Origin of the sequence: Nonomuraea sp. K271 (genome assembly GCF_009908215.1) — a bacterium.
Taxonomy (GTDB): Bacteria; Actinomycetota; Actinomycetes; order Streptosporangiales; family Streptosporangiaceae; genus Nonomuraea; species Nonomuraea longispora.
Window position 1 is genome coordinate 13,599 of record NZ_JAAAHR010000066.1, and the last position, 19,715, is coordinate 33,313.

Genomic DNA, 19,715 nt, shown 5'->3' on the forward strand with positions numbered 1-19,715 from the left:
GCCTTCCACGCTGGGCGGATACCGTTGTGCCCATGCGCTGGCGCGGTGTCCCTCTCGATGTCCTGCTCGCCGTCTCCGGCGTGGGCCTCGACCTGCTCACGACGGCGCACGCGGGCGACACCGAGTTCCTGCCCGCCGAGATGAACGTGCCCATGGCGCTGCTGGCTGGCCTGCCCATGGGGTTCGTCCGGCACCGGCCGGTGCCGGTCACCTGCTATCTGGCCGTGCTGCTCGTGGTGACCGACCAGATCGGCTCGTTCACCTCCAACACCGCGCAGATCCTCATCTGCGTCGCGCTCGGCGTGGCCGGGCACCGCTCCGGCCTGCGGGCCACCACTGCCGCCGTGGCCGTCACGATCGTCGCCACCGCCCGCAACATCGCCGACCCCGGCTTCGCGCCCACCGCCAACACCTGGATGTACTCCGTCCTCCTGCCGGTCTTCCCCGCGGTCCTCGGTGCCTACCTGCGCAGCACGGCGGGACGGCTGGAGGAGCGCGACGTCACCCCCGACGCGCTGCTCGCCGCCGGCGGGGTCGCCATCACCGTGCTGAGCACGTGGAGCTCCTGGCACCTCGGCGAGCAGCCCGTCTGGGTGGTCGGGCTGCTCGCCGTCGTGGGCGGACTGTCGCTGGGCATCGCCAGGCGGCTGCCGGGGCTGGTGTTCCTGCTGCAGGGCGTGCTGCTCGTCTCCGCCGACACATACCTGAACAACACCGTCAACACCTGCGTCATCCTCACCCTGACCGCGATCGGCGTGTTCTCCATGCGGGTGGGGTCGTGGGCCTGGGTCGCCGCCGCCTACCTGACCGGGTGCCTGCTCACCGCGATCGCCGTCGTCGGCCACGAGACCGAGATCACCCCGTTCCGCGTCGGCGTCCTGATGACGCTGGTCGCCACGCCGATCGCCATCGGCCGTTACCTCGGCATGAGACAGGCCGCCCTGGCCGCCGAACGGCTGCGCGCCGAGGAGTCCGCCCGCGCGGCCGTCGCCCAGGTGCGCGCCGACCAGCTCGCCGAACGCGAGCGCATCGCCCGCGACGTTCACGACATCGTCGCCCACCACGTCGGCGCCATGGTGCTGCGCGCCGGCGCCGCCCGCTACGCCGCGCCCGACGGCCCCGTCGCCGACGCGCTCACCGACATCCGCGACGCGGGCCACCAGGTGCTGCAGGACCTGCGGGAGCTGCTCGACCTGCTGCGCGACCCCGACAGGCAGCCCGGCCTGCTGGCCAACCCCGCCGACGTCATCCGCGAGGCCGCCGACCGCGTGGCCGCCGCGGGCCTCGACGTCGACCTCGATCTCGACCCGGCCGCCGACCGCACTCCGCTGATCGCCCGTGCCTCCGCCGCCCGTATCGTCCAGGAAGGACTCACCAACGTGCTCAAACACGCCGGACCAGGCACGCAGGTCCGCGTCAGCGTCACCCCGTCAGGCGACGGACTTTCCGTGGAGATCCGCAACGGCCGGCCGCCCACCGCCATGGAACGCCTGCCCTCCTCCGGGCGCGGGCTGGCCGGCATGCGCGAACGTGTCCGCGCCCTCGGCGGCACCCTGTCCGCCGGCCCCGACGGCGACGGCGGCTGGCTCCTGGCCGCCCGCCTGCCCGCTCGCCTGTCCCAGAGGAGCCCCGCGTGATCCGTGTGCTGATCGCCGACGACCAGGCACTCGTACGCGCGGGCGTGCGCATGCTGCTGCAGGCCGCGGGCGACATGGAGGTGGCCGGGGAGGCCGTCGACGGCGCCGAGGCGGTGCGCCTGGCCGAGCACCACCTGCCCGACGTGATCCTCATGGACCTGCGCATGCCCAAGGTCGACGGCCTGGAGGCGATCAGACGTGTGCTCAGGGCCCGTCCGGCAGCCAGGATCGTGGTGCTGACGACGTTCGCCGAGGACGCCAACGTCTACGCCGCCCTGCGCGCGGGCGCCGTCGGGTTCCTCGTCAAGGACGACGACCCCGAGCGCATGGTGGACGCCGTGCGCCGCGCGGCCGCCGGCGAGCAACTGCTGGCGCCGTCGGTGCTGCGCAGGGTCGTGGAACGCTTCCTCGCCGCCGGGGAGGAGCACGTCGCTCCCGCGCCGCCCGCCGGGCTGACCGACCGGGAAGTCGAGGTGCTCGCCCTGGTGGGGGCGGGCCTGTCCAACGCGGAGATCGCCGAGGAACTGCACGTGGGCGTCACCACGGTCAAGACCCACATCGCGGCGGCGATGGACAAACTGGGCCTGCGCAACCGCATCCAGGCCGCCGTCGTCGCCCACCGCACCGGCCTGGTCGACGCCTCTTTCCGCCCCGTACGCCCGCGCCGCGGCTGAGCGCTGTCCGGGGTCGCCGGTGGGCGGGCGCCGCCGCTACAGTCGGGGGTGTGTACGTGAAGATCTGCGGGCTGACCGATCCCGGGCAGGTGGCGGCCGCCGTCGAGGCGGGGGCCGACGCCGTCGGGCTGGTCATGACCCGCAGCCCTCGCAGGATCACCGTCGAGAAGGCGGCCGCGCTGGCCGCGCTCGTCCCCGCCCGAGTGCTCACCGTCGGGGTGTTCCGCGGCGAGGACCCCGAGACGGTGCGCGCGGCCGCGCTGGCGTCCGGGGTGCGGGCCGTGCAGTTGCACGGCCGGCATCCGCACGGCGACTTCACCGCGCTGAAGGACCTCGGCGTGCGCCTGGTCAGGGCCGTCGACGCGGAGGCCGACCTGCGGTGCGGCGCCTTCGACGAGGATCTGCTCATCGTCGACGCGCCCCACGCGGGATCGGGCCTGCCCTGGGACTGGGCGGCCGTGCGCGGGCGGCCCTCCGGCCGGTGGCTGCTGGCGGGCGGCCTCGACCCGGCCAACGTCGCCGGCGCGATCGCGGACGCCGAGCCGTGGGGGGTCGACGTCTCCAGCGGCGTCGAGACGTCGCCGGGGGTGAAGGACCCGGCTCTCATCAGGGCGTTCATGAAGGCCGTGCGCGACTGATGGACGTGCTGACCGGCGCGGCGCCGGCCGACCTGGCCCGCGCCATCGGCTTCGTCCATGCCTTCGCCCGCCGCAGGGCGCCCATCGCGCTGCCGGTCCCCGGCGGGTTCGCGGTGCTGGACGACCGCTTCCCCGGCTCCTACGACGACAACAAGCTGATCGTCGGCTCCCGCGGCCCGAGCGCCGGCGAGCTGCTGCGCGCGGCGGACGAGGTGCTCGCCGGGCGGGCGCACCGGCTGGTGTGCGTGGACGACGACCGGCTCGGCGCCGCTCTCGCGCCCGCCTTCGCCGCCGCCGGCTACGAGCACGAGACCAACCTGATCATGGCCTACCGCGGTGAGGTACCCCACGATCCGCCGCCGGCCGACCGGCTGGAGCTGCCGGAGTTGCTGCCCGTGCTGCGCCGCGACTGGCGTCAGGTGATGCCCCAGGCGCAGGACGACGTGATCGACGGGCTCGCCCGGCGCGTGGAACGCCGGCTGCGCGGCGCGGACCTGGTGGGCTTTCGCGCGGTCCGAGCCGGTGACGGGCCGGACGGCGAGATCGCCGCCAGGGCCGACCTGTACGTCGACGGCGGCATCGCCCAGATCGAGAGCGTCTTCACGAGCATGCCGCACCGGGGCAAGGGCCATGCGCGGGCCCTGATGGCCGCGCTGCTCGCGGAGGCGGCCGAGGCCGAGCTGATCTTCCTGGTGGCCGACGCGGACGACTGGCCGAAGGACTTCTACGGCAGGCTCGGCTTCGAACCCCTCGGCTCCACGCACGCCTTCCTCCGCGCCTGACGGCCGCACTCGGCGGGCGCAGGGCAGGGGTGTCCGCGCGCGGCGAGCCGCCCAGCCGCTCGTCGGACCGGCGGGAACAGGCGAGGGCGGGCCGGGCTTCCGGATCGCTGGAGGGGCGGGCTGGAAGGGGTTCGGACGGGAGCGCTGTGTTGGAGTTCCACGCAGTAGGGTCTGCTGCGTGAGCGATACTTCCGCCGAGGACCGGATCTGGACGGTTCCTAACCTGCTGAGCTTCCTGCGCCTCCTGGGCGTCCCCGTGTTCCTCTGGCTGGTTCTGGGGCCCAAGGCGGACGGGTGGGCGATCGGGATCCTCGCGGTCGCCGGGTTCACGGACTGGCTCGACGGGAAGATCGCCAGGGCTTTCAACCAGACGAGCAGGCTCGGCAGGATCATCGATCCGGCGGCCGACAAGCTCTATGTCTTCGCCACCATCTTCGCCCTGTTGCTGCGCGACGTCATCCCGTGGTGGCTGGTCGCGGTCATCGTCGGACGCGAACTCTTCGTTGCGTGTTCCTTCCCCGTACTGCGCAAACACGGCTATAAGGCACTTCAGGTGCATTTTCTGGGCAAGGCCGCCATGTTCAATCTCATGTACGCCTTCCCTCTCCTCTTCCTTGCCTCCCACACTGGGTGGTATGCCGATATAGCCCGAATTGTCGGGTGGGCGTTCGCACTATGGGGAACGGGCCTGTACTGGTGGGCGGGGGTGCTGTATGTGGTACAGGTGCGCCGGCTCGTAACCTCGGCCAAGAAGGAGTGATCGGGTGAAGGCGGTCGTCATGGCAGGCGGGGAGGGCACTCGGCTGCGTCCGATGACCGCCAACCAGCCCAAGCCCCTGCTCCCCGTGGCCAACCGCCCGATCATGGAGCACGTCCTGCGCCTGCTCAGGCGGCACGGCATCACCGACACCGTGGTCACCGTCCAGTTCCTGGCCGCGCTCGTGCGCGCCTATTTCGGCGACGGCGACGAACTCGGCATGAACCTCCAGTACGCCACCGAGGACCTGCCCCTCGGCACCGCCGGCAGCGTCAAGAACGCCGCCGACCGCCTCCGCGACGATCGTTTCCTGGTCATCTCCGGCGATGCCCTGACCGATTTCGATTTAACGGACATGATCCGGTTTCACCGCGAGAATGCGGCTCTCGTGACGATCGGGCTGAAACGCGTACCGAATCCGCTCGAGTTCGGGATCATCATCGTCGACGACGAGGGCAGGGTGCAGCGGTTCCTGGAGAAGCCCACCTGGGGCCAGGTCTTCTCCGACACCGTGAACACCGGCGTCTACGTCATGGAGCCCGAGGTCCTCGACGCGGTGGCCACCGGAGAGCCCGTCGACTGGTCCTCCGACGTCTTCCCCGCCCTGCTCGCCCGCGGCGCGGCCATCTATGGCTACGTGGCCGACGGCTACTGGGAGGACGTCGGCACCCACGAGAGCTATCTGAAGGCCCAGGCCGACGCCCTGTCCGGCAAGGTCGCGGTGGACATCGGCGGCTTCGAGCTCTCGCCCGGGGTCTGGGTCGCCGACTCCGCCGCGGTCGACCCCGACGCCGTGCTCAAGGGCCCGCTGCTCATCGGCGACTACGCCAAGGTCGAGGCGGGGGCCGAGTTGCGCGAGTACACCGTGCTCGGCAACAACGTGGTCGTCCGCGAGGGCGCCTTCCTGCACCGCGCGGTCGTCCACGACAACGTCTACCTCGGGCCGGGGGCCCACCTGCGGGGCTGCGTCATCGGCAAGAGCACCGACGTGATGGCCGGCGCCCGCATCGAGGAGAACTCCGTCATCGGCGACGAATGCGTCATCGAGGCGGAGGCGTACGTCTCCAGCGGCGTCAGGGTCTACCCGTTCAAGACCATCGAGGCCGGAGCGGTCGTCAACACCAGCGTGATCTGGGAGTCGCGCGGCCAGCGCAACCTCTTCGGCACACGGGGCGTCAGCGGCCTGGTCAACGTCGAGATCACCGCCGAGCTCTGCGTCCGCCTGGCCAGCGCGTACGCCACCACCCTCAAGAAGGGCGAGCACGTCGTCACCTCGCGCGACTGCTCGCTGGCCGCCAGGGCGCTCAAGCGAGCCGTCATCGGCGCGCTCACCGCGGGCGCGATCAACGTGCTGGACCTGGAGGCGGCTCCGCTCCCGGTGGCCCGCTTCCACACCGCCAGGGGTTCGGCGGCCGGCGGGATCGCGCTGCGCACCACGCCGGGAGACCCGCAGAGCGTGGACATCGTCATCATGGACGACCGCGGCGCCGACCTGCCTCCGGCCGCGCAACGCAAGCTGGAGCGGGTCTTCTCCCGCCAGGAGTTCCGCCGTGCCTTCCCCGGCGAGATCGCGGAGCTCGCCTACCCCGCCAGGGCCGTCGAGGACTACACCCACGAGCTGCTGCGCCACGCGGGCGTGACCGGGGTCAAGGACATGAAGGTCGTCGTCGACTGCGCGGGCGGCACGTCCTCGCTGGTGCTGCCCACGCTGCTCGGCCGGGTCGGCGTCGAGGTGCTCACCGTCAACGCCCGCCTCGACGACATCTCGCCCACCGAGACGCTCGCGGGGCGGCGGCGTGACCTGCAGCGCCTGTCCGAGCTGGTCGGCTCGTCGCGGGCGGCCTTCGGCGTCAGGTTCGACCCGGTCGGCGAGCGCATCGCCCTGGTGGACGAGATGGGCCAGCTCATCAGCGAGGAACGCGCCCTGCTCGTCGTGCTCGACCTGGTCGCCGCCGAACGCAGGAGCGGCCGGGTGGCCCTGCCCGTCACCACGACCCGGGTGGCCGAACAGGTGTGCCGCTTCCACGGCGTGCAGGTGCAGTGGACGTCGACCGCGCTCGACGCCCTCACCTCGGCCGCCGCCGGTCCCGACATGATCTTCGCGGCGGACGGGCGCGGCGGCTTCGTGGTGCCGGAGTTCAGCCCCGCGATCGACGGGCTGGCCGCGTTCCTGCGCCTGCTCGGCCTGGTCGCCCGCACCCGCCTGTCGCTCAGCCAGATCGACGCCAGGATTCCCGAGGTCAGACTTCTCAGGCGGACGGTGCCGACACCGTGGGCGGCCAAGGGCGCCGTCATGCGCTCGGTCATCGAGGCGGCCGAGGCCGAGCCCGAGGGCCGCCGCATCGACACCACCGACGGGGTGCGGGTGGCCCGCGACGACGGCAGCTGGGTGCTGGTGCTGCCGGCCGCCGCCGAGCCCGTGACCGACCTGTGGGCGGAGGCGTCCGACATGGACGGCGCGCAGGCACTGCTCGAACGCTGGGCCCGCATCGTGGAACAGGCCGCCACATGACCGCCGGCACGCCGTGGCTGGGGCCGGGAAAACGGGCGGAGCACGATGTGCGCAGAAGGTCCCGCAAGATCGTAATGTAGAAAGGCGCGGCGGCATGGACCGCAGGGCGGGGGCGGCGGTAACTTTGTCTGCGTCCTGACCACAGTCCAGCGCCGCCGTCTTGACCTTTGCCGCTGATCAGCGTAAGTTGCGGCATTCGCAAACTTGAAAAAGCGAAGCGAGGCGCGCTCCAGAGCACCGTCGCCGCGTCTTCGCGGTAGGAGGCCGAGCCGATCGATGCCGAGCGTCTACTGCACGCAGTGCGGGCACGCCAACCCCGAGGATGCCCGTTTCTGTTCCCGCTGTGGGTCACCGCTGACCAGACTCGAGGTCTCCGGGGACACCACGTCGACGATCTCGGTGGCGGGAATCGAGGCGTATGAGGCTGAGACAGGCGACATGCTCCTGGCCGAGCGGGCGCTGGTCGAGCAGCTGCCGCCCGGCGCGGCTCTGCTCACGGTGACCAGGGGGCCCAACCAGGGCAGCCGCTTCCGGCTCGACAAAGACCTGACCACGACCGGGCGCCATCCGGAGAGTGACATCTTCCTCGACGACATCACGGTCTCCCGCCGCCACGTCGAGTTCTACCGCCACCGCGGCGGTCAGTTCTCGGTGCGCGACGTGGGGAGCCTCAACGGCACCTACGTCAACAGGGAGCGGATAGAGGAGGTTCCCCTGCACTCCGGTGACGAGGTGCAGATCGGTAAGTTCCGCCTTGTCTTCCTGATGCGGGGCAACTCCGGGGCATGAGGGGGCGAAGCGGGCGACCGGCGTACGCCGTCTCGTGCCTGGCCATGCGGCAAGGGGAGGAGCGCGCATGACGTCACAGGCGGCACGCTCGCACATGAGCATCGGGGAGGTGCTCGCGCTGCTGCAGGGCGAGTTTCCCGATGTCACCATCTCCAAGATCCGGTTCTTGGAGGGGGAAGGGCTGATCGAGCCCGAACGCAGCCCGTCCGGCTACCGGAAGTTCACGCACCTGCACGTGGAGCAGCTGCGTTTCATTCTCACCGAGCAGCGTGACCACTACCTGCCGCTGCGGGTGATCAAGGACAAGATGGCGGAGGGCTTCGGCCGCCCGCGAGCCGTCCAGGACAACGACCAGCAGGAGATCAGGCTCAGCAGAGCCGAGCTGATCGAGGCCGCGGGCATCGACGAGGAGACCCTCGACGAGCTGGAGGACTACGGCCTGCTCGCCCCGGTGGCCCGCCGCTACGACGAGGAGGCGCTCACGGTGGCGCGCACCGTCGGCGCCCTGGCCCGCTTCGGCCTGCGCGCCCGGCACCTGCGCGCGGTCAAGGCGGCGGCCGAGCGAGAGTGCGGCCTGGTGGAGCAGACCGTCGCGCCGATACTCAAGCGCCGCGCCCCCGGCGCCATCGGCGAGGCCGACGAGGCGGCCAGGGAGCTTTCCTCGCTCCTGCTCGACCTGCACGCATCCCTTGTGCGCACGGGCGTCCGGTCCGTCCTGGGGCGTTGAGACCGCAGCGAGCTGGGAGGCGGGGGCACATTCCAGGCCCGCCGGGTGTTACGTTGAATTGCAGAAGCCAGTCAGCAGAAGCAACGACCAAATAGCTGTGCCGGGACACCGGTCAGGAATACGGAGCAGCCCGTGTTGCAGATGGAGGTTGTGGGCGTTCGGGTTGAAATGCCCACAAATCAGCCGATCGTCTTGCTGAAGGAGGCACACGGGGAGCGGTTCCTTCCTATATGGATTGGCATGACGGAAGCCACGGCCATCGCCCTGGCCCAGGCAGAGGAGCCTCCGCCGCGGCCGCTCACCCACGACCTCTTCCGAGACGTGCTGAGTGCTCTGGGCGTAGGCCTGCGGGCGGTCAACATCGTCGCTTTGCGTGACGGCATCTTCTTCGCCGACCTGGTGTTCTCCAACGGCGTGGAGGTGAGCGCGCGGCCGTCCGACTCGATCGCGCTCGCCCTGCGCACGGGGGCGCGCATCTTCGCCAGCGAAGAGGTCGTCCAGGAAGCCGGGGTGATCATCCCGGACGACCAGGAAGACGAGGTGGAGAAGTTCAGGGAGTTTCTTGACACGATCACTCCCGAGGACTTCGGCCGGGCGGGGTAGGTATTTCAGTGCATTTACGCTTCACGACGCGCCGAGCCGGATCGTTGACTGAGCATGGTCGCGGTCCTACGGTGCAAGTGAAACCCGTGGCTGCGCTTCACATACCCCCAGATCAGGCCACGGGATGAGAGAAAGCCGGAGGTCCGCGTGGCGGTCAGCAGCGGCGAGGGAAAGACGGCCGGCCAGGAAGATCCGGTGCGGCGCGAGAGCGCGCGGCAGCGTGCCGGGGAGCAGGGCCTGCTCTTCGACGAACAGCCCGCGGCGCTGCCGGGTGACATCGGATACCGCGGGCCGACGGCGTGCTCGGCGGCCGGCATCACCTATCGGCAGCTCGACTACTGGGCGCGCACGGGCCTGGTCGAGCCCACGATAAGAGCCGCGCAGGGCTCCGGCTCCCAGCGTCTCTACAGCTTCCGCGACATCCTGGTCCTCAAGGTCGTCAAGCGGCTCCTCGACACCGGGGTGTCGCTGCAGCAGATCCGCACGGCCGTGCAACACCTGCGTGACCGCGGGGTGGCCGACCTCGCACAGATCACGCTCATGAGCGACGGCGTCAGTGTTTACGAGTGCACCTCGGCCGACGAGGTGATCGACCTGCTCCAGGGCGGCCAGGGCGTGTTCGGCATCGCGCTCGGCCGGGTCTGGCGCGAGGTCGAGGGCTCCCTCGCGGAGCTGCCGGGGGAACGCGCGGCGGCCGAGGACACCGTCCCGGCCGACCACCCCGCTGACGAACTGGCCCGGCGCCGCCGTGCCCGCCGCACCCGGTGAGCACGGCTCCTGACATCCGTACGAACCGGGCGTAGTAACCTGAGGGCAGAAAGGCCGACGACCCCGTGCGGGAGAGTCCCCGGGCCCCTGGGCTCCGGGGCGCCGAAGGAGCAACCCTCCCCGGAATCTCTCAGGCATCCCGTACCGCTCGGGCGAGGCAACTCTGGAAAGCAGGCGCACCCGCCAGGCGCGCCTCACCGACGGTGCAAGCCCCACCGGGGGTGAAGCTCTCAGGTCGCGACCCCGCGCTTGTCCGGGGTCCGCGCTGACAGAGGGGGAGATCCGGCACACGCCCGCGCCCTGGCGCCGGTCTCCACAGCCTCGGGAGGCATCTCCATGACCGATCTGTCCGCTCCGCCGTTCTCGTCCCGGCACATCGGCCCCTCGGAGTCCGAGCAGCAGCGCATGCTCGAGGCCGTGGGCTTCGAGTCCGTGGCCGACCTGGTCGCGGTCGCCGTGCCCGAGTCCATCAGGGCGAAAGACCGGCTCACGCTGCCCGCCCCCGCAGGCGAGGCCGAGGCCATCGCCGAGCTGCGCGCCCTGGCCGATCGCAACCAGGTGGTCACCTCGATGATCGGGCTGGGCTACCACGACACGGTCACGCCCGCCGTCATCCGCCGTAACCTGCTGGAGAACCCGGGCTGGTACACCGCCTACACCCCCTACCAGCCGGAGATCTCGCAGGGCCGCCTCGAGGCGCTGCTCAACTTCCAGACCGTCGTCTCCGACCTCACCGGCCTGCCCGTCTCCGGCGCCTCGCTCCTCGACGAGGCCACCGCCGCGGCCGAGGCCATGACGCTGGCCCGCAGGGCGGGCAAGTCGAAGAGCGCCGTGTTCGTGGTCGACGCCGACGCGCTGCCCCAGACCAAGGCCGTGCTCGCCACCAGGGCCGAGCCGCTCGGCATCACGCTCGTCGAGCACTCCCTCCACGGCGAGCTGCCCGAGTGCTTCGGCGTGCTCGTACAGTACCCCGGCGCGTCGGGGCGGCTGCGCGACTTCCGCGCCGTGGCCGCCGCCGCGCACGAGGCGGGCGCCCTCGTCGTGGCCGCCGCCGACCTGCTGGCGCTGACGCTCGTGGCCGCACCCGGCGAGCTGGGCGCCGACATCGCCGTGGGCTCCTCGCAGAGGTTCGGGGTGCCCTTCGGGTTCGGCGGGCCGCACGCCGCCTACATGTCCGTACGCGAGGGCCTGCAGCGGCAGCTGCCCGGCCGTCTGGTCGGCGTGTCCGTCGACGCCGACGGCGACCCCGCCTACCGCCTGGCCCTGCAGACCCGTGAGCAGCACATCCGCCGCGAGAAGGCCACCAGCAACATCTGCACCGCGCAGGTCCTCCTGGCCGTCATCGCCGGCATGTACGCCGTCTACCACGGCCCGGAGGGCCTTCGCCGCATCGCCCGCCGGGTGCACCGCCACGCCGTCGCCCTGGCAGAAGGGCTGCGCGGGCAGGGCCTGGAGGTCGTGCACGCCGAGTTCTTCGACACCGTGCTCGTACGCGTGCCGGGGCGGGCGTCCGCCGTGGTCGCCGCCGCGGCCGAGCGGGGCGTCAACCTCTGGCAGGTGGACGCCGACCACGTCTCGGTCGCCTGCGACGAGAAGACCGGGGCCGCCGAGTTGGCCACGGTGCAGGCCGCCTTCGGGGTCACCACCCCCTGCACCGACGCCGAGGGCACCGCCGACGCGCTGCCCTCCTCGCTGCTGCGCGAGTCCGGCTACCTGACCCACCCGGTCTTCCACAGCCACCGCTCCGAGACCGCGATGCTGCGCTACCTGCGCAAGCTGCAGGACAAGGACATCGCGCTCGACCGGTCGATGATCCCGCTCGGCTCCTGCACGATGAAGCTCAACGCGACCACCGAGATGGAGCCGATCACCTGGCCGGAGTTCGCCGCCGTGCACCCCTACGCGCCCGCCGCCCAGGTCGAGGGCTACCTCGAGCTGATCGGCACGCTGGAGCGCTGGCTGGCCGAGGTGACCGGCTACGACGCCGTCTCCATCCAGCCCAACGCCGGCTCCCAGGGCGAGTTCGCCGGGCTGCTGGCCATCCGCGCCTACCACCGCGCGGGCGGTGAGAGCCGGCGGGACGTCTGCCTCATCCCCTCCTCGGCGCACGGCACCAACGCCGCCAGCGCCGTCATGGCCGGCATGAGGGTCGTGGTCGTGGCCTGCGACTCCGGCGGGAACGTCGACCTGGACGACCTCGACGCCAAGATCGCCAAGCACCGCGACGCGCTGGCCGCGATCATGGTGACCTACCCGTCCACGCACGGCGTCTACGAGGAGACCATCACCGAGATCTGCGCCAAGGTGCACGAGGCTGGCGGCCAGGTCTACGTGGACGGGGCCAACCTCAACGCGCTGGTCGGGCTGGCCAAGCCCGGCGAGTTCGGGGCCGACGTGTCCCACCTCAACCTGCACAAGACGTTCTGCATCCCGCACGGCGGCGGCGGGCCCGGCGTCGGCCCGGTCGCGGTCCGCGGCCACCTGGCCCCCTACCTGCCCGGCCACCCCCTGCGCGACGGTTCGCCGGTGGGGCCCGTCTCCGCGGCCCCCTACGGGTCGGCGGGGATCCTGCCGATCTCGTGGGCGTACGTCAGGATGATGGGCTCCGACGGGCTCACGGCGGCCACCGAGCAGGCCATCCTGTCGGCCAACTACCTCGCCAAGCGGCTGGCCCCCCACTACCCGGTGCTCTACACCGGGCGCGGCGGGCTGGTGGCCCACGAGTGCATCATCGATGTGCGCCAGATCACCAAGGAGACGGGCATCACCGTCGACGACGTGGCCAAGCGCCTCATCGACTACGGTTTCCACGCGCCCACCATGTCGTTCCCCGTGGCCGGGACCCTCATGATCGAGCCGACCGAGAGCGAGGACCTCGGCGAGCTCGACCGGTTCGCCGACGCGATGATCGCCATCCGGAGCGAGATCGCGAAGGTGGCGTCCGGCGACTACGACAAGACGGACAACCCTCTGCGTAACGCGCCGCACACCGCGGAGTCGGTCAGCGCCGACGAATGGCACCACCCCTACGCGCGGACCGAGGCCGCCTACCCGCTGCCGTCGCTGCGCGACGGCAAATACTGGGTGCCGGTCCGCCGCATCGACCAGGCCTACGGCGACCGCAACCTGGTGTGCGCGTGCCCCCCGCTGGAGGCTTACGAGGACTAGTCACCGGGTGAGCCAGGCCTTCGGCGTCAACCCGGCAGACATGATCGCCGGAAGTCGTTAGGCTCGGGGCGACCGTCGCCAGAAGGAGCTCTCTTGACGTCCTCAGAGCTGGAGACCCCGCCTCTCGACACCGCCCGGCGCCTGGCCGAACGCGGCGACCTCGACGGCGCCGCCGCCATTCTGCGCGAGCTCGCCGCCGACCCCGACGAGCCCGACAGGGCGCAGGCCGCCGTCGGGCTGGCCGTGGTGCTGGAGGAGCGCGGCGACGTCGAGGCCGCCAGGGCGGCCGCGAGGACCGCGCTGGCGACCGGCCACCCCGAATACGCCTCCCAGGCCGCCTGCCACCTGGCCCAGGGGTTCGAGCGGGAGGGGCGGGCCGAGCAGGCCAGGGCCGCCTGGCAGGCCGTGCTGGGGGTCGGCGCGGCGGGGTACGTCCCGCTGGCCCATCTCGCGCTGGCCCGGCTGGCCGTGCGGGCGCACGACCTGGAGGAGGCGGAGCGGGAGCTGCGGGCCGCGATGGCCGGGGGCGACGGCGAGATCGCCGCACACGCCGCGCAGGAGCTGGCCGACCTGCTGATGGAGCACGGGGAGCCCGGGGCCGCGGCTGAGCTGCTCCTGGACGCCCTGGAGGCCGCGCCCGGGGACGAGGCACCGGGGCTGCGGGTCCGGCTCGGCATCGCGCATCTGGAGCTGGCCTGCGCGGAGTTCGCCGAGACCGTGGAGGGCGGCGCGGACGCGCAGACGAGCGCGCTGGCCATCGAGCTGCTCGCGCGCACCCTGCCGTTGCGCGGGCGCGACGACGACGCGGCGCGGGTCTGGTCGTACGGGCTGGAGCACGCCGACGAGACCCTGGCGGCGGAGGTCAGGCTCCGCTACCAGCGCGACACCTGATCCGGCCCGCAGGCCTGCGGCGGGTCCGGGTGGACGCCCTGGGACGGCGGAGGTGCTCCCGTTCCCTCCGTCGGTCCCGTCGTGGTGAGGTCAGCCGCGGCGCATGACGGCCGCGGCGGCGGCCACGTTGATGACGACGATGGCCAGCCACGTGATGATCAGCCCCACCAGGCCGGCGTTGGCTGACGCGATGGCCGTCAGCGGGATGCCCATGGCCATCGAGCCCAGCGCCACCGGGATCATCGGCGCCCCCGGCGTGGACTTCTTGTGCGGCGGGGCTGCGTCGCGGTCGAGCTCGGCGCGTACGCGGGCGGCGATGGTGGCGTCGAGGCGCTCAGCGAACGAGTCGACGAGCGCCTCCTCATAGTCAGGCCCGAGATCGCGACGGGCGTCGAGCGTGGCCTGGAAATCTTCCCTGAGGGGGCGCTGGTCCGGCATATGGTCATCATCCATCCCGGATGCGGTGTCGTCATCCGACCTGAGAGGTAGCGCGCCCTCCTCCCCAGGTACGGTGCTGGCATGGAGGTGACGACCCCTCGCGGGCCCGCGCTCGTGGAGATCGACGAGGTGCCCGACGCGCGGCTGCTGCTGGTCCTGACCCACGGATCGGCCGGGGGAGTGGACGCTCCCGACCTGCTGGCCGTGCGCGAGGCCGCCATGGGCGTGGGCGCCAGTGTGGCGCGGGTGACGCAGGCGTTCAGGGTGGCGGGGGCGCGGGCGCCGGGCTCGCCGGACAGGCAGGACGAGGCGTGGGAGATCGTGCTGTCGGAGCTGCGCTCGCGTCTGCCAGGGCTGCCGCTCGTGCAGGGTGGGCGGAGCAACGGGGCACGGGTGGCGTGCCGCACGGCGAAGGCGGTCGGCGCGGCGGCGGTGGTGGCGCTGGCCTTTCCGCTGCATCCGCCGGGGAGGCCCGAGCGATCGCGGGCCGGCGAGCTACGTGGCGCCGGGGTGGACGTGCTGGTCGTGAACGGTGATCGTGACCCCTTCGGGGTGCCGGACGCCGCGGATGCCGCGCGCCTGGTGGTGCTGCCGGGGGAGGGCCATGACCTGAAAAAGGACCCCGCCCGGGTGGGCGAGGTCGTGGCGGGATGGATCACCCGCTACGGCGGGCCGCCACGGCAGGGCAGCCGCGGCCGGCGGCGCCGCCCGCGTGGGGATCAGGCCGCGCCCACCAGCGGATCGGGCCGGTGAGGCGCGATGACGGTGCCGCTGGGCAGCAGTTCGCCGGTGTCCTCGAACAGGACGACGCCGTTGCAGAGCAGGCTCCACCCCTGCTCGGGGTGGCAGGCGAGGGTGCGTGCCGCCTCGCGGTCAGGCGCCTCGGCATCCGGACAGGCCGGGTCGTGCGGGCACATCGGCGTGCCTCCGATATCTCGTGGGATGCTCCCGTTCTGGAGGGGCGGGAGCCGGCTCGGTTGTTGTCCTGGCAAGTGTGCGACTGTGTCACGCGTTCCGACATAGCCCGTTCGGGCTGTTACAGGAGGATCCCTGGTGCGTGTGACCTTCGACACAGCGTGCCTTATGCAGGATAACCGGCCAAGCGCGACACGCGCATCACGTTTGCAATCCCTTGAGGAGAGCGTCGAGCCCACGCTCGAAGTCGGTATCTGCTCTTTCATCCCGTCTGACCCATTCATCGACGTCTGGGTCGGCCCAACCTGATTGCTGCACCTCGACGGCGACGCTGCCGAAGACGAAGGCCCGGAGCGTGCGCACGGCCTCGGCGGCGTCGGGCAGTCCCGCGTCGGCGAGCTGTTCGACCTGCTCCTTGACGGCGAGCGCGGTGGCGCCCTTGGGCGGCTTGGTCAGGGCCAGGGCCAGCACACCTGGATGCTCGCGCAGTGTCTCCCTGCTCGCCCTGCACCAGGCCCTGGCCGTCTCCTGCCAGGTCGGGCGCTGCTCGACCTGGACGGCGGTGACGTGCTCGGCCAGCGCGTCCATCAGGGCCTCCTTGCCCCGGGGCAGGTGGTGATAGATGGCCATGGCCTCCACCTGCAGCGCGTCGCCCAGGCGGCGCATGGTGAGCCGGCGCAGGCCCTGGCCGTCGGCGATGTGGAGCGCGGCCTCGATGATGCGCTCGCGGGAAAGGGGCACGGGTGGTCGCTTGGCGGGCATGGAGATCATCTTACTATGTAAAGGAGCTCGCCACGGGCCGATTTCCGCACGTGTCGCGCGACGGCGTACCCTAAGCATCGGGACGAGTGACCACAGCGTGAAGGGGCCGAGTCGATGGCGTTTTTCCGTCCGCGGGTGAGCCGGGAGGCAGAGGTTCGCTTCCACGCGGACCAGGAGATCTCCAGGAGCTACCCCGAGCTGATCGAGAAGGCCCGTGAGGCCGAGCGGACGCTGCGCGAGCTGAAGGCCGCGGAGGCCGACGACATCGAGCTGATGGCCGCGGGCCAGGCCCTCGACCGGGCGCTGACGGACGCGCTGCGTGCCGCCGAGGCTGGGCAGCGGGCCACGTTCGGGGTGAAGGCCTACGACGACCGGATCGCGCGCCGCAAGGCCAAGGCGACGCCAGGAGGCGCGATGTGGACGGCCGAGGTCGAGCGCCTGCGCACGCTGCGCGAGCACAACCGGCTGTGGAACATCCCGCGCATACCGCGCCCGGTGCCCGCCACCGCCTGACACCCGGCCGCTCCAGGAGCGCCGCGGAAGAGATGAGCCCCGGCACGCTGTGTGCCGGGGCTCTCCGTCAGCTGGCCCAGTCGAGCAGCGGGCGGGTGTTGCTCGGGTGGCGCAGCTTGGACAGCGACTCCTTCTCCAGCTGGCGGATCCGCTCCCGGGTCAGCCCCAGGTGCTTGCCGATCTCGTCCAGCGTGTGCGGCTTGCCGTCCACCAGACCGAAACGCAGTGCCATGATCTTCGACTCGCGCGGCGAGAGGTTGTCGAGCACGCCGCGCAGCTGGTCGCCCAGCAGCTGGCGGTCGACGATCTCCGACGCCTCGGGGGAGTCGACGTCCTCGATGAGGTCGCCGATCGTGGTCTCGCCGTCCTCGCCGATCGTCGCGTTCAGCGAGATCGGCTGGCGGCTGGTGCGCAGCAGCTCCTCGATCTGATCGGGGGTCTTGTCCAGCTCGACCGCCAGTTCCTCGGGGGTCGGCTCGCGTCCCAGACGCTGGTGCATGTCACGCTCGATGCGCGACAGCTTGGACAACATCTCCAGCACGTGCACAGGCAGCCGGATCGTACGCGCGGAGTCGGCGAAGCCACGCTGGATGGCCTGCCTGATCCACCACATGGCGTACGTCGAGAACTTGAACCCCTTGGTGTAGTCGAACTTCTCCACCGCCCTGATGAGTCCGAGGTTGCCCTCCTGGACCACGTCGAGCAGCGACATGCCGCGGTCGGTGTACTTCTTGGCCACCGACACGACCAGGCGCAGGTTGGCCTCCAGCATGTGGTCCTTGGCCCGCTTGCCGTCCTTGACGACCATGTGCAGGTCCTCCCGCAGGTCGGGCGGCAGGTCGGGCTGCGTCTCGAGCTTGTACTCGGCGTACAGTCCGGCCTCGATCCGCCTGGCCAGCTCGACCTCCTGCGCCGCGGTGAGCAGTGTGCGGCGGCCGATGGACTTCAGGTAGGTGTGCACCGAGTCGCCCATGACCGACTGGGCGTCGTCCAGATCGGTCGATTCGCCGTCGTCCTCGGCGTTCAGGTCGACCTCTTCAGGTACGTCCTCCTCATGCTCCGGCTTCGGCTCCGCGGGGACGGCGGTCTGCACGTCGGCGGGGGAGGCGATTTTTGCCTCGGCCGCCTTGCGGCCGGTAGTCTTTGCCCGCGAAGGCTTCTTGGAAGTCTCTGCCTTCTTCTGACTGGTCTTCTGACTGTTCTTGCTGGGGGTGGCGGTGCTGAGAGACGGCTCGTTCTCGGCGGCCAGGCTCACGCCGGCCTCTGACAGCTCCCGCAATATCGTGCGGCCCTCAGAGGGGCTGATGCCGGCTCTGCCGAACGCGTCCCGCAGTTCCGCCAGAGATAGGTGACCCTGGGTTCGCCCTCGTTCGAGCAGTTGGTCGAGAGACGCCGGGGTCGCCAAGGCGGTTCTGGGCATGAGGACACCTCCTCCGTACGGAGTCGAAGCGATCAGGCAGGTTGTGGTGGGGCGGCTTCGTGTCCGCACGGCGCACCAGTATCAATAACGCCAATCGCCGCCATTTGTTCCCCGTGCGGACGAATGTCATGAAAAAGGGGTGGATCGCCCCTTTCGGCGGACCACCCCTCGGCTCGTTCGCTAGTCGCCCACCTCGATCGAGACCTCGGGCATCGGCATGGGGTCGGCGTCCTCCATGCGCTCGCCGGTCCAGTATTCGATGACCTGGCCGGGATCCGGGTTGACCTCGCGGGAGACGACGACGTCGTCGCCGGTGGGGCCGGGTGTCGAGGCCTCCGGGTGGCTGGACGGCGACGCCTTCTCCACCACGGCCCGGGTCTCCTCGCCCCTCTGCTCCAGCTTGCCCGCCGAGGCGGCCGCCGCGATTGAGGCGCCTCCGACCACGATCACGCCGACGACGGCCGCGGATGCCCACATCTTGCGGGTCTGGTCCATGAAGGCTCCCTCCCTTTCCCCGGTTTGACGCAGCCGCAACTCATCAGGTTCCTGCCCTCAACCGCACAAGGTCGGTCTTTCCGTTCGGCAACAGCGGCAGCCGGGGCTCCAGGCGTAGTTCGCGCGGGGCGGCATAGGGGGGAAGCCTATCGCGGCAGTATGCCGTTAATTGTGCAAGCGTGGGAGGTGTGTCGGGGTTGACCGGGACGACGACGGCCGTGACCCGCTCACCCCACTCGGGGTCGGGTGCGCCGAACACGGCGGCGTCGGCCACCTCGGGATGCGTGCACAGCACGGCGGTCACGGCGCCGGCCACGACCTTCTCGCCGCCGGTGTTGATGACGTCGTCGGCACGGCCCAGCACGCGCAGCCGGCCCCCGGTCAGCTCGCCGAGGTCGGAGGTGACGAACCAGCCGTCCTCGAGCGGGGCGGGCCCGCCGAAGCGGTAGCCGGAGAAGAGCACGGGCCCGGCGACCCTGATCCGGCCGTCCTCGCCGACTTTGAGATCTACATTGTAAAGGGGCTGGCCGTCGTACACGCAGCCGCCGCACGTCTCACTCATTCCGTACGTCGTCACCAGCCGTGCCCCGAGCTCCGCGGCCCGCTCCAGCAGGTCGGGCCGGGCGGCGGCGCCGCCGAGCAGGATCGTGCGGAAGACCGACAGGTCCGCCCCCAGCTCCACCAGGCGGTGCAGCTGGGTGGGCACCAGGGAGACGTGGTCGGCGCCCGAGGCGAGGACCGCATGCGGGTCGAACGACGGATGGATGATCGGCTCGCTGCCGGACAGCAGGGAGCGTACGAGCACCTGCAGCCCCGAGACGTGCGAGACCGGCAGACAGCACAACCAGCGCTCGCCCTCAGAGGCCTCGACGCGGCGCAGTGAGGCCGTCGCCGAGCTGTGCAGGGCCGCGGCCGAGAGCAGCACGCCCTTGGGGGCGCCGGTGCTGCCGCTGGTGGCGATGACGACCGCCACGTCGCCGGGGACGCCTTCGCCGCCGCCGTGCAGGGCCCCGTTGACGTGGGTGGGGCGCAGCGCGGCCAGCGGCGCCTCGGAGTGGCCGGGCGGGAGGGGGAGCACGGCGGGGCCGTCGCCCTCGAGCGCGTCGCGGATCGCCGCGAACAGGGCGGGTCCTGGAGGCTGCACAATGGCAAGAAGCGGACGGTCCGGATGCGACGGGTTCCTCCACATGCTCGTAAGGTTAGTGGCGACAGGTCGGACAGATGTG

Annotated in this window: 20 protein-coding genes and 1 riboswitch; of the genes, 14 read left to right on the forward strand and 6 right to left on the reverse strand. The window is 71.3% G+C overall.

Annotated features, from left to right (window positions below; genetic code table 11):
- Positions 1-32 precede the first annotated feature (32 nt).
- The 12 genes from GUY59_RS22910 (at position 33) to GUY59_RS22965 (ending at position 13,946) form a co-directional block, all read left to right on the forward strand.
- Positions 33-1,637 carry a sensor histidine kinase gene (locus GUY59_RS22910; protein ID WP_236667416.1) on the forward strand — a complete coding sequence of 535 codons (1,605 nt, stop codon included), beginning with the start codon at positions 33-35 and terminating at the stop codon, positions 1,635-1,637.
- Entirely contained in the window at positions 1,634-2,311 is a 678-nt protein-coding gene (locus GUY59_RS22915) for a response regulator (protein ID WP_138203378.1), read from the forward strand. Before GUY59_RS22910 ends, GUY59_RS22915 begins: the two co-directional genes overlap by 4 nt.
- A 50-nt stretch (positions 2,312-2,361) precedes the next feature.
- Entirely contained in the window at positions 2,362-2,949 is a 588-nt protein-coding gene (locus GUY59_RS22920; protein ID WP_138203376.1) for a phosphoribosylanthranilate isomerase, read from the forward strand.
- Positions 2,949-3,731 (forward strand): GNAT family N-acetyltransferase, encoded by a 783-nt coding sequence (locus GUY59_RS22925; RefSeq protein ID WP_138203374.1) that lies wholly within the window; start codon positions 2,949-2,951, stop codon positions 3,729-3,731. The genes GUY59_RS22920 and GUY59_RS22925 overlap by 1 nt, the downstream gene beginning before the upstream one ends.
- A gap of 178 nt (positions 3,732-3,909) precedes the next feature.
- Complete coding sequence (locus GUY59_RS22930; protein WP_132341170.1) at positions 3,910-4,491, forward strand: CDP-alcohol phosphatidyltransferase family protein; 582 nt, start codon at positions 3,910-3,912, stop codon at positions 4,489-4,491.
- A 4-nt stretch (positions 4,492-4,495) separates the two neighbouring features.
- Positions 4,496-7,000 carry a mannose-1-phosphate guanyltransferase gene (locus tag GUY59_RS22935; protein ID WP_138203372.1) on the forward strand — a complete coding sequence of 835 codons (2,505 nt, stop codon included), beginning with the start codon at positions 4,496-4,498 and terminating at the stop codon, positions 6,998-7,000.
- Positions 7,001-7,276: 276 nt separating this feature from the next.
- A complete protein-coding gene (locus GUY59_RS22940; protein WP_132341167.1) occupies positions 7,277-7,789 on the forward strand; it encodes an FHA domain-containing protein in 513 nt (170 codons plus the stop codon).
- 67 nt (positions 7,790-7,856) lie between these two features.
- Positions 7,857-8,516 (forward strand): transcriptional regulator FtsR, encoded by a 660-nt coding sequence (ftsR, locus tag GUY59_RS22945; RefSeq protein WP_165960082.1) that lies wholly within the window; start codon positions 7,857-7,859, stop codon positions 8,514-8,516.
- Positions 8,517-8,648: 132 nt separating this feature from the next.
- A complete protein-coding gene (locus GUY59_RS22950) occupies positions 8,649-9,119 on the forward strand; it encodes a bifunctional nuclease family protein (protein ID WP_090771501.1) in 471 nt (156 codons plus the stop codon).
- Between the two features lie 147 nt (positions 9,120-9,266).
- Complete coding sequence (locus GUY59_RS22955; RefSeq protein WP_132341165.1) at positions 9,267-9,887, forward strand: MerR family transcriptional regulator; 621 nt, start codon at positions 9,267-9,269, stop codon at positions 9,885-9,887.
- A gap of 58 nt (positions 9,888-9,945) precedes the next feature.
- Positions 9,946-10,044, forward strand: a riboswitch (glycine riboswitch).
- A gap of 179 nt (positions 10,045-10,223) precedes the next feature.
- Positions 10,224-13,055, forward strand: coding sequence for an aminomethyl-transferring glycine dehydrogenase (gene gcvP, locus GUY59_RS22960; RefSeq protein WP_138203370.1), 2,832 nt, complete (start codon positions 10,224-10,226; stop codon positions 13,053-13,055).
- Positions 13,056-13,148: 93 nt separating this feature from the next.
- Entirely contained in the window at positions 13,149-13,946 is a 798-nt protein-coding gene (locus GUY59_RS22965; RefSeq protein ID WP_138203367.1) for a tetratricopeptide repeat protein, read from the forward strand.
- Positions 13,947-14,036: 90 nt separating this feature from the next.
- Here the strand turns inward: GUY59_RS22965 and GUY59_RS22970 are convergent, their stop codons facing one another.
- Positions 14,037-14,384, reverse strand: a complete 348-nt coding sequence (locus tag GUY59_RS22970; protein ID WP_138203365.1) for a hypothetical protein — start codon at positions 14,382-14,384, stop codon at positions 14,037-14,039.
- 81 nt (positions 14,385-14,465) lie between these two features.
- Here GUY59_RS22970 and GUY59_RS22975 point away from each other — a divergent pair, with 81 nt between their 5' ends.
- Entirely contained in the window at positions 14,466-15,137 is a 672-nt protein-coding gene (locus GUY59_RS22975) for an alpha/beta hydrolase family protein (RefSeq protein ID WP_138203363.1), read from the forward strand.
- Here GUY59_RS22975 and GUY59_RS22980 read toward each other — a convergent pair.
- Together GUY59_RS22980 and GUY59_RS22985 are read right to left on the reverse strand one after the other, a co-directional pair.
- The gene (locus GUY59_RS22980) at positions 15,104-15,301 is read right to left on the reverse strand and encodes a DUF5999 family protein (protein ID WP_132341476.1); all 198 of its coding nucleotides are present in this window, start codon (positions 15,299-15,301) and stop codon (positions 15,104-15,106) included. The two genes, GUY59_RS22975 and GUY59_RS22980, sit on opposite strands and share 34 nt — an antisense overlap.
- 199 nt (positions 15,302-15,500) lie before the next feature.
- Positions 15,501-16,061 (reverse strand): TetR/AcrR family transcriptional regulator C-terminal domain-containing protein, encoded by a 561-nt coding sequence (locus GUY59_RS22985; protein WP_171055480.1) that lies wholly within the window; start codon positions 16,059-16,061, stop codon positions 15,501-15,503.
- Positions 16,062-16,175: 114 nt separating this feature from the next.
- Between GUY59_RS22985 and GUY59_RS22990 the strand changes: the two genes are divergently transcribed.
- A complete protein-coding gene (locus tag GUY59_RS22990) occupies positions 16,176-16,574 on the forward strand; it encodes a hypothetical protein (RefSeq protein ID WP_171055479.1) in 399 nt (132 codons plus the stop codon).
- A 67-nt stretch (positions 16,575-16,641) separates the two neighbouring features.
- On the opposite strand, the gene GUY59_RS22995 is transcribed toward GUY59_RS22990, so the two are convergent.
- The 3 genes from GUY59_RS22995 to GUY59_RS23005 all read right to left on the reverse strand — a co-directional run bounded on the left by GUY59_RS22995 (position 16,642) and on the right by GUY59_RS23005 (position 19,678).
- Positions 16,642-17,994 (reverse strand): RNA polymerase sigma factor, encoded by a 1,353-nt coding sequence (locus tag GUY59_RS22995; RefSeq protein ID WP_138203360.1) that lies wholly within the window; start codon positions 17,992-17,994, stop codon positions 16,642-16,644.
- Between the two features lie 180 nt (positions 17,995-18,174).
- Entirely contained in the window at positions 18,175-18,489 is a 315-nt protein-coding gene (locus tag GUY59_RS23000) for a hypothetical protein (RefSeq protein WP_132341484.1), read from the reverse strand.
- 43 nt (positions 18,490-18,532) lie between these two features.
- Entirely contained in the window at positions 18,533-19,678 is a 1,146-nt protein-coding gene (locus GUY59_RS23005) for an AMP-binding protein (RefSeq protein WP_161714654.1), read from the reverse strand.
- Positions 19,679-19,715 lie beyond the last annotated feature (37 nt).

What these genes read in the sequence shown, in the direction of transcription:
- GUY59_RS22980 (WP_132341476.1), bottom strand. Translation starts at nt 15,301, where the DNA reads ATGTGCCCGCACGACCCGGCCTGTCCGGATGCCGAGGCGCCTGACCGC.
- GUY59_RS23000 (WP_132341484.1), bottom strand. Translation starts at nt 18,489, where the DNA reads ATGGACCAGACCCGCAAGATGTGGGCATCCGCGGCCGTCGTCGGCGTG.
- GUY59_RS22970 (WP_138203365.1), bottom strand. Translation starts at nt 14,384, where the DNA reads ATGCCGGACCAGCGCCCCCTCAGGGAAGATTTCCAGGCCACGCTCGAC.
- GUY59_RS22990 (WP_171055479.1), top strand. Translation starts at nt 16,176, where the DNA reads ATGGCGTTTTTCCGTCCGCGGGTGAGCCGGGAGGCAGAGGTTCGCTTC.
- GUY59_RS22940 (WP_132341167.1), top strand. Translation starts at nt 7,277, where the DNA reads ATGCCGAGCGTCTACTGCACGCAGTGCGGGCACGCCAACCCCGAGGAT.
- gcvP (WP_138203370.1), top strand. Translation starts at nt 10,224, where the DNA reads ATGACCGATCTGTCCGCTCCGCCGTTCTCGTCCCGGCACATCGGCCCC.
- ftsR (WP_165960082.1), top strand. Translation starts at nt 7,857, where the DNA reads ATGACGTCACAGGCGGCACGCTCGCACATGAGCATCGGGGAGGTGCTC.
- GUY59_RS22985 (WP_171055480.1), bottom strand. Translation starts at nt 16,061, where the DNA reads ATGCCCGCCAAGCGACCACCCGTGCCCCTTTCCCGCGAGCGCATCATC.
- GUY59_RS22910 (WP_236667416.1), top strand. Translation starts at nt 33, where the DNA reads ATGCGCTGGCGCGGTGTCCCTCTCGATGTCCTGCTCGCCGTCTCCGGC.
- GUY59_RS22975 (WP_138203363.1), top strand. Translation starts at nt 14,466, where the DNA reads ATGGAGGTGACGACCCCTCGCGGGCCCGCGCTCGTGGAGATCGACGAG.
- GUY59_RS22995 (WP_138203360.1), bottom strand. Translation starts at nt 17,994, where the DNA reads ATGCCCAGAACCGCCTTGGCGACCCCGGCGTCTCTCGACCAACTGCTC.
- GUY59_RS23005 (WP_161714654.1), bottom strand. Translation starts at nt 19,678, where the DNA reads ATGTGGAGGAACCCGTCGCATCCGGACCGTCCGCTTCTTGCCATTGTG.
- GUY59_RS22925 (WP_138203374.1), top strand. Translation starts at nt 2,949, where the DNA reads ATGGACGTGCTGACCGGCGCGGCGCCGGCCGACCTGGCCCGCGCCATC.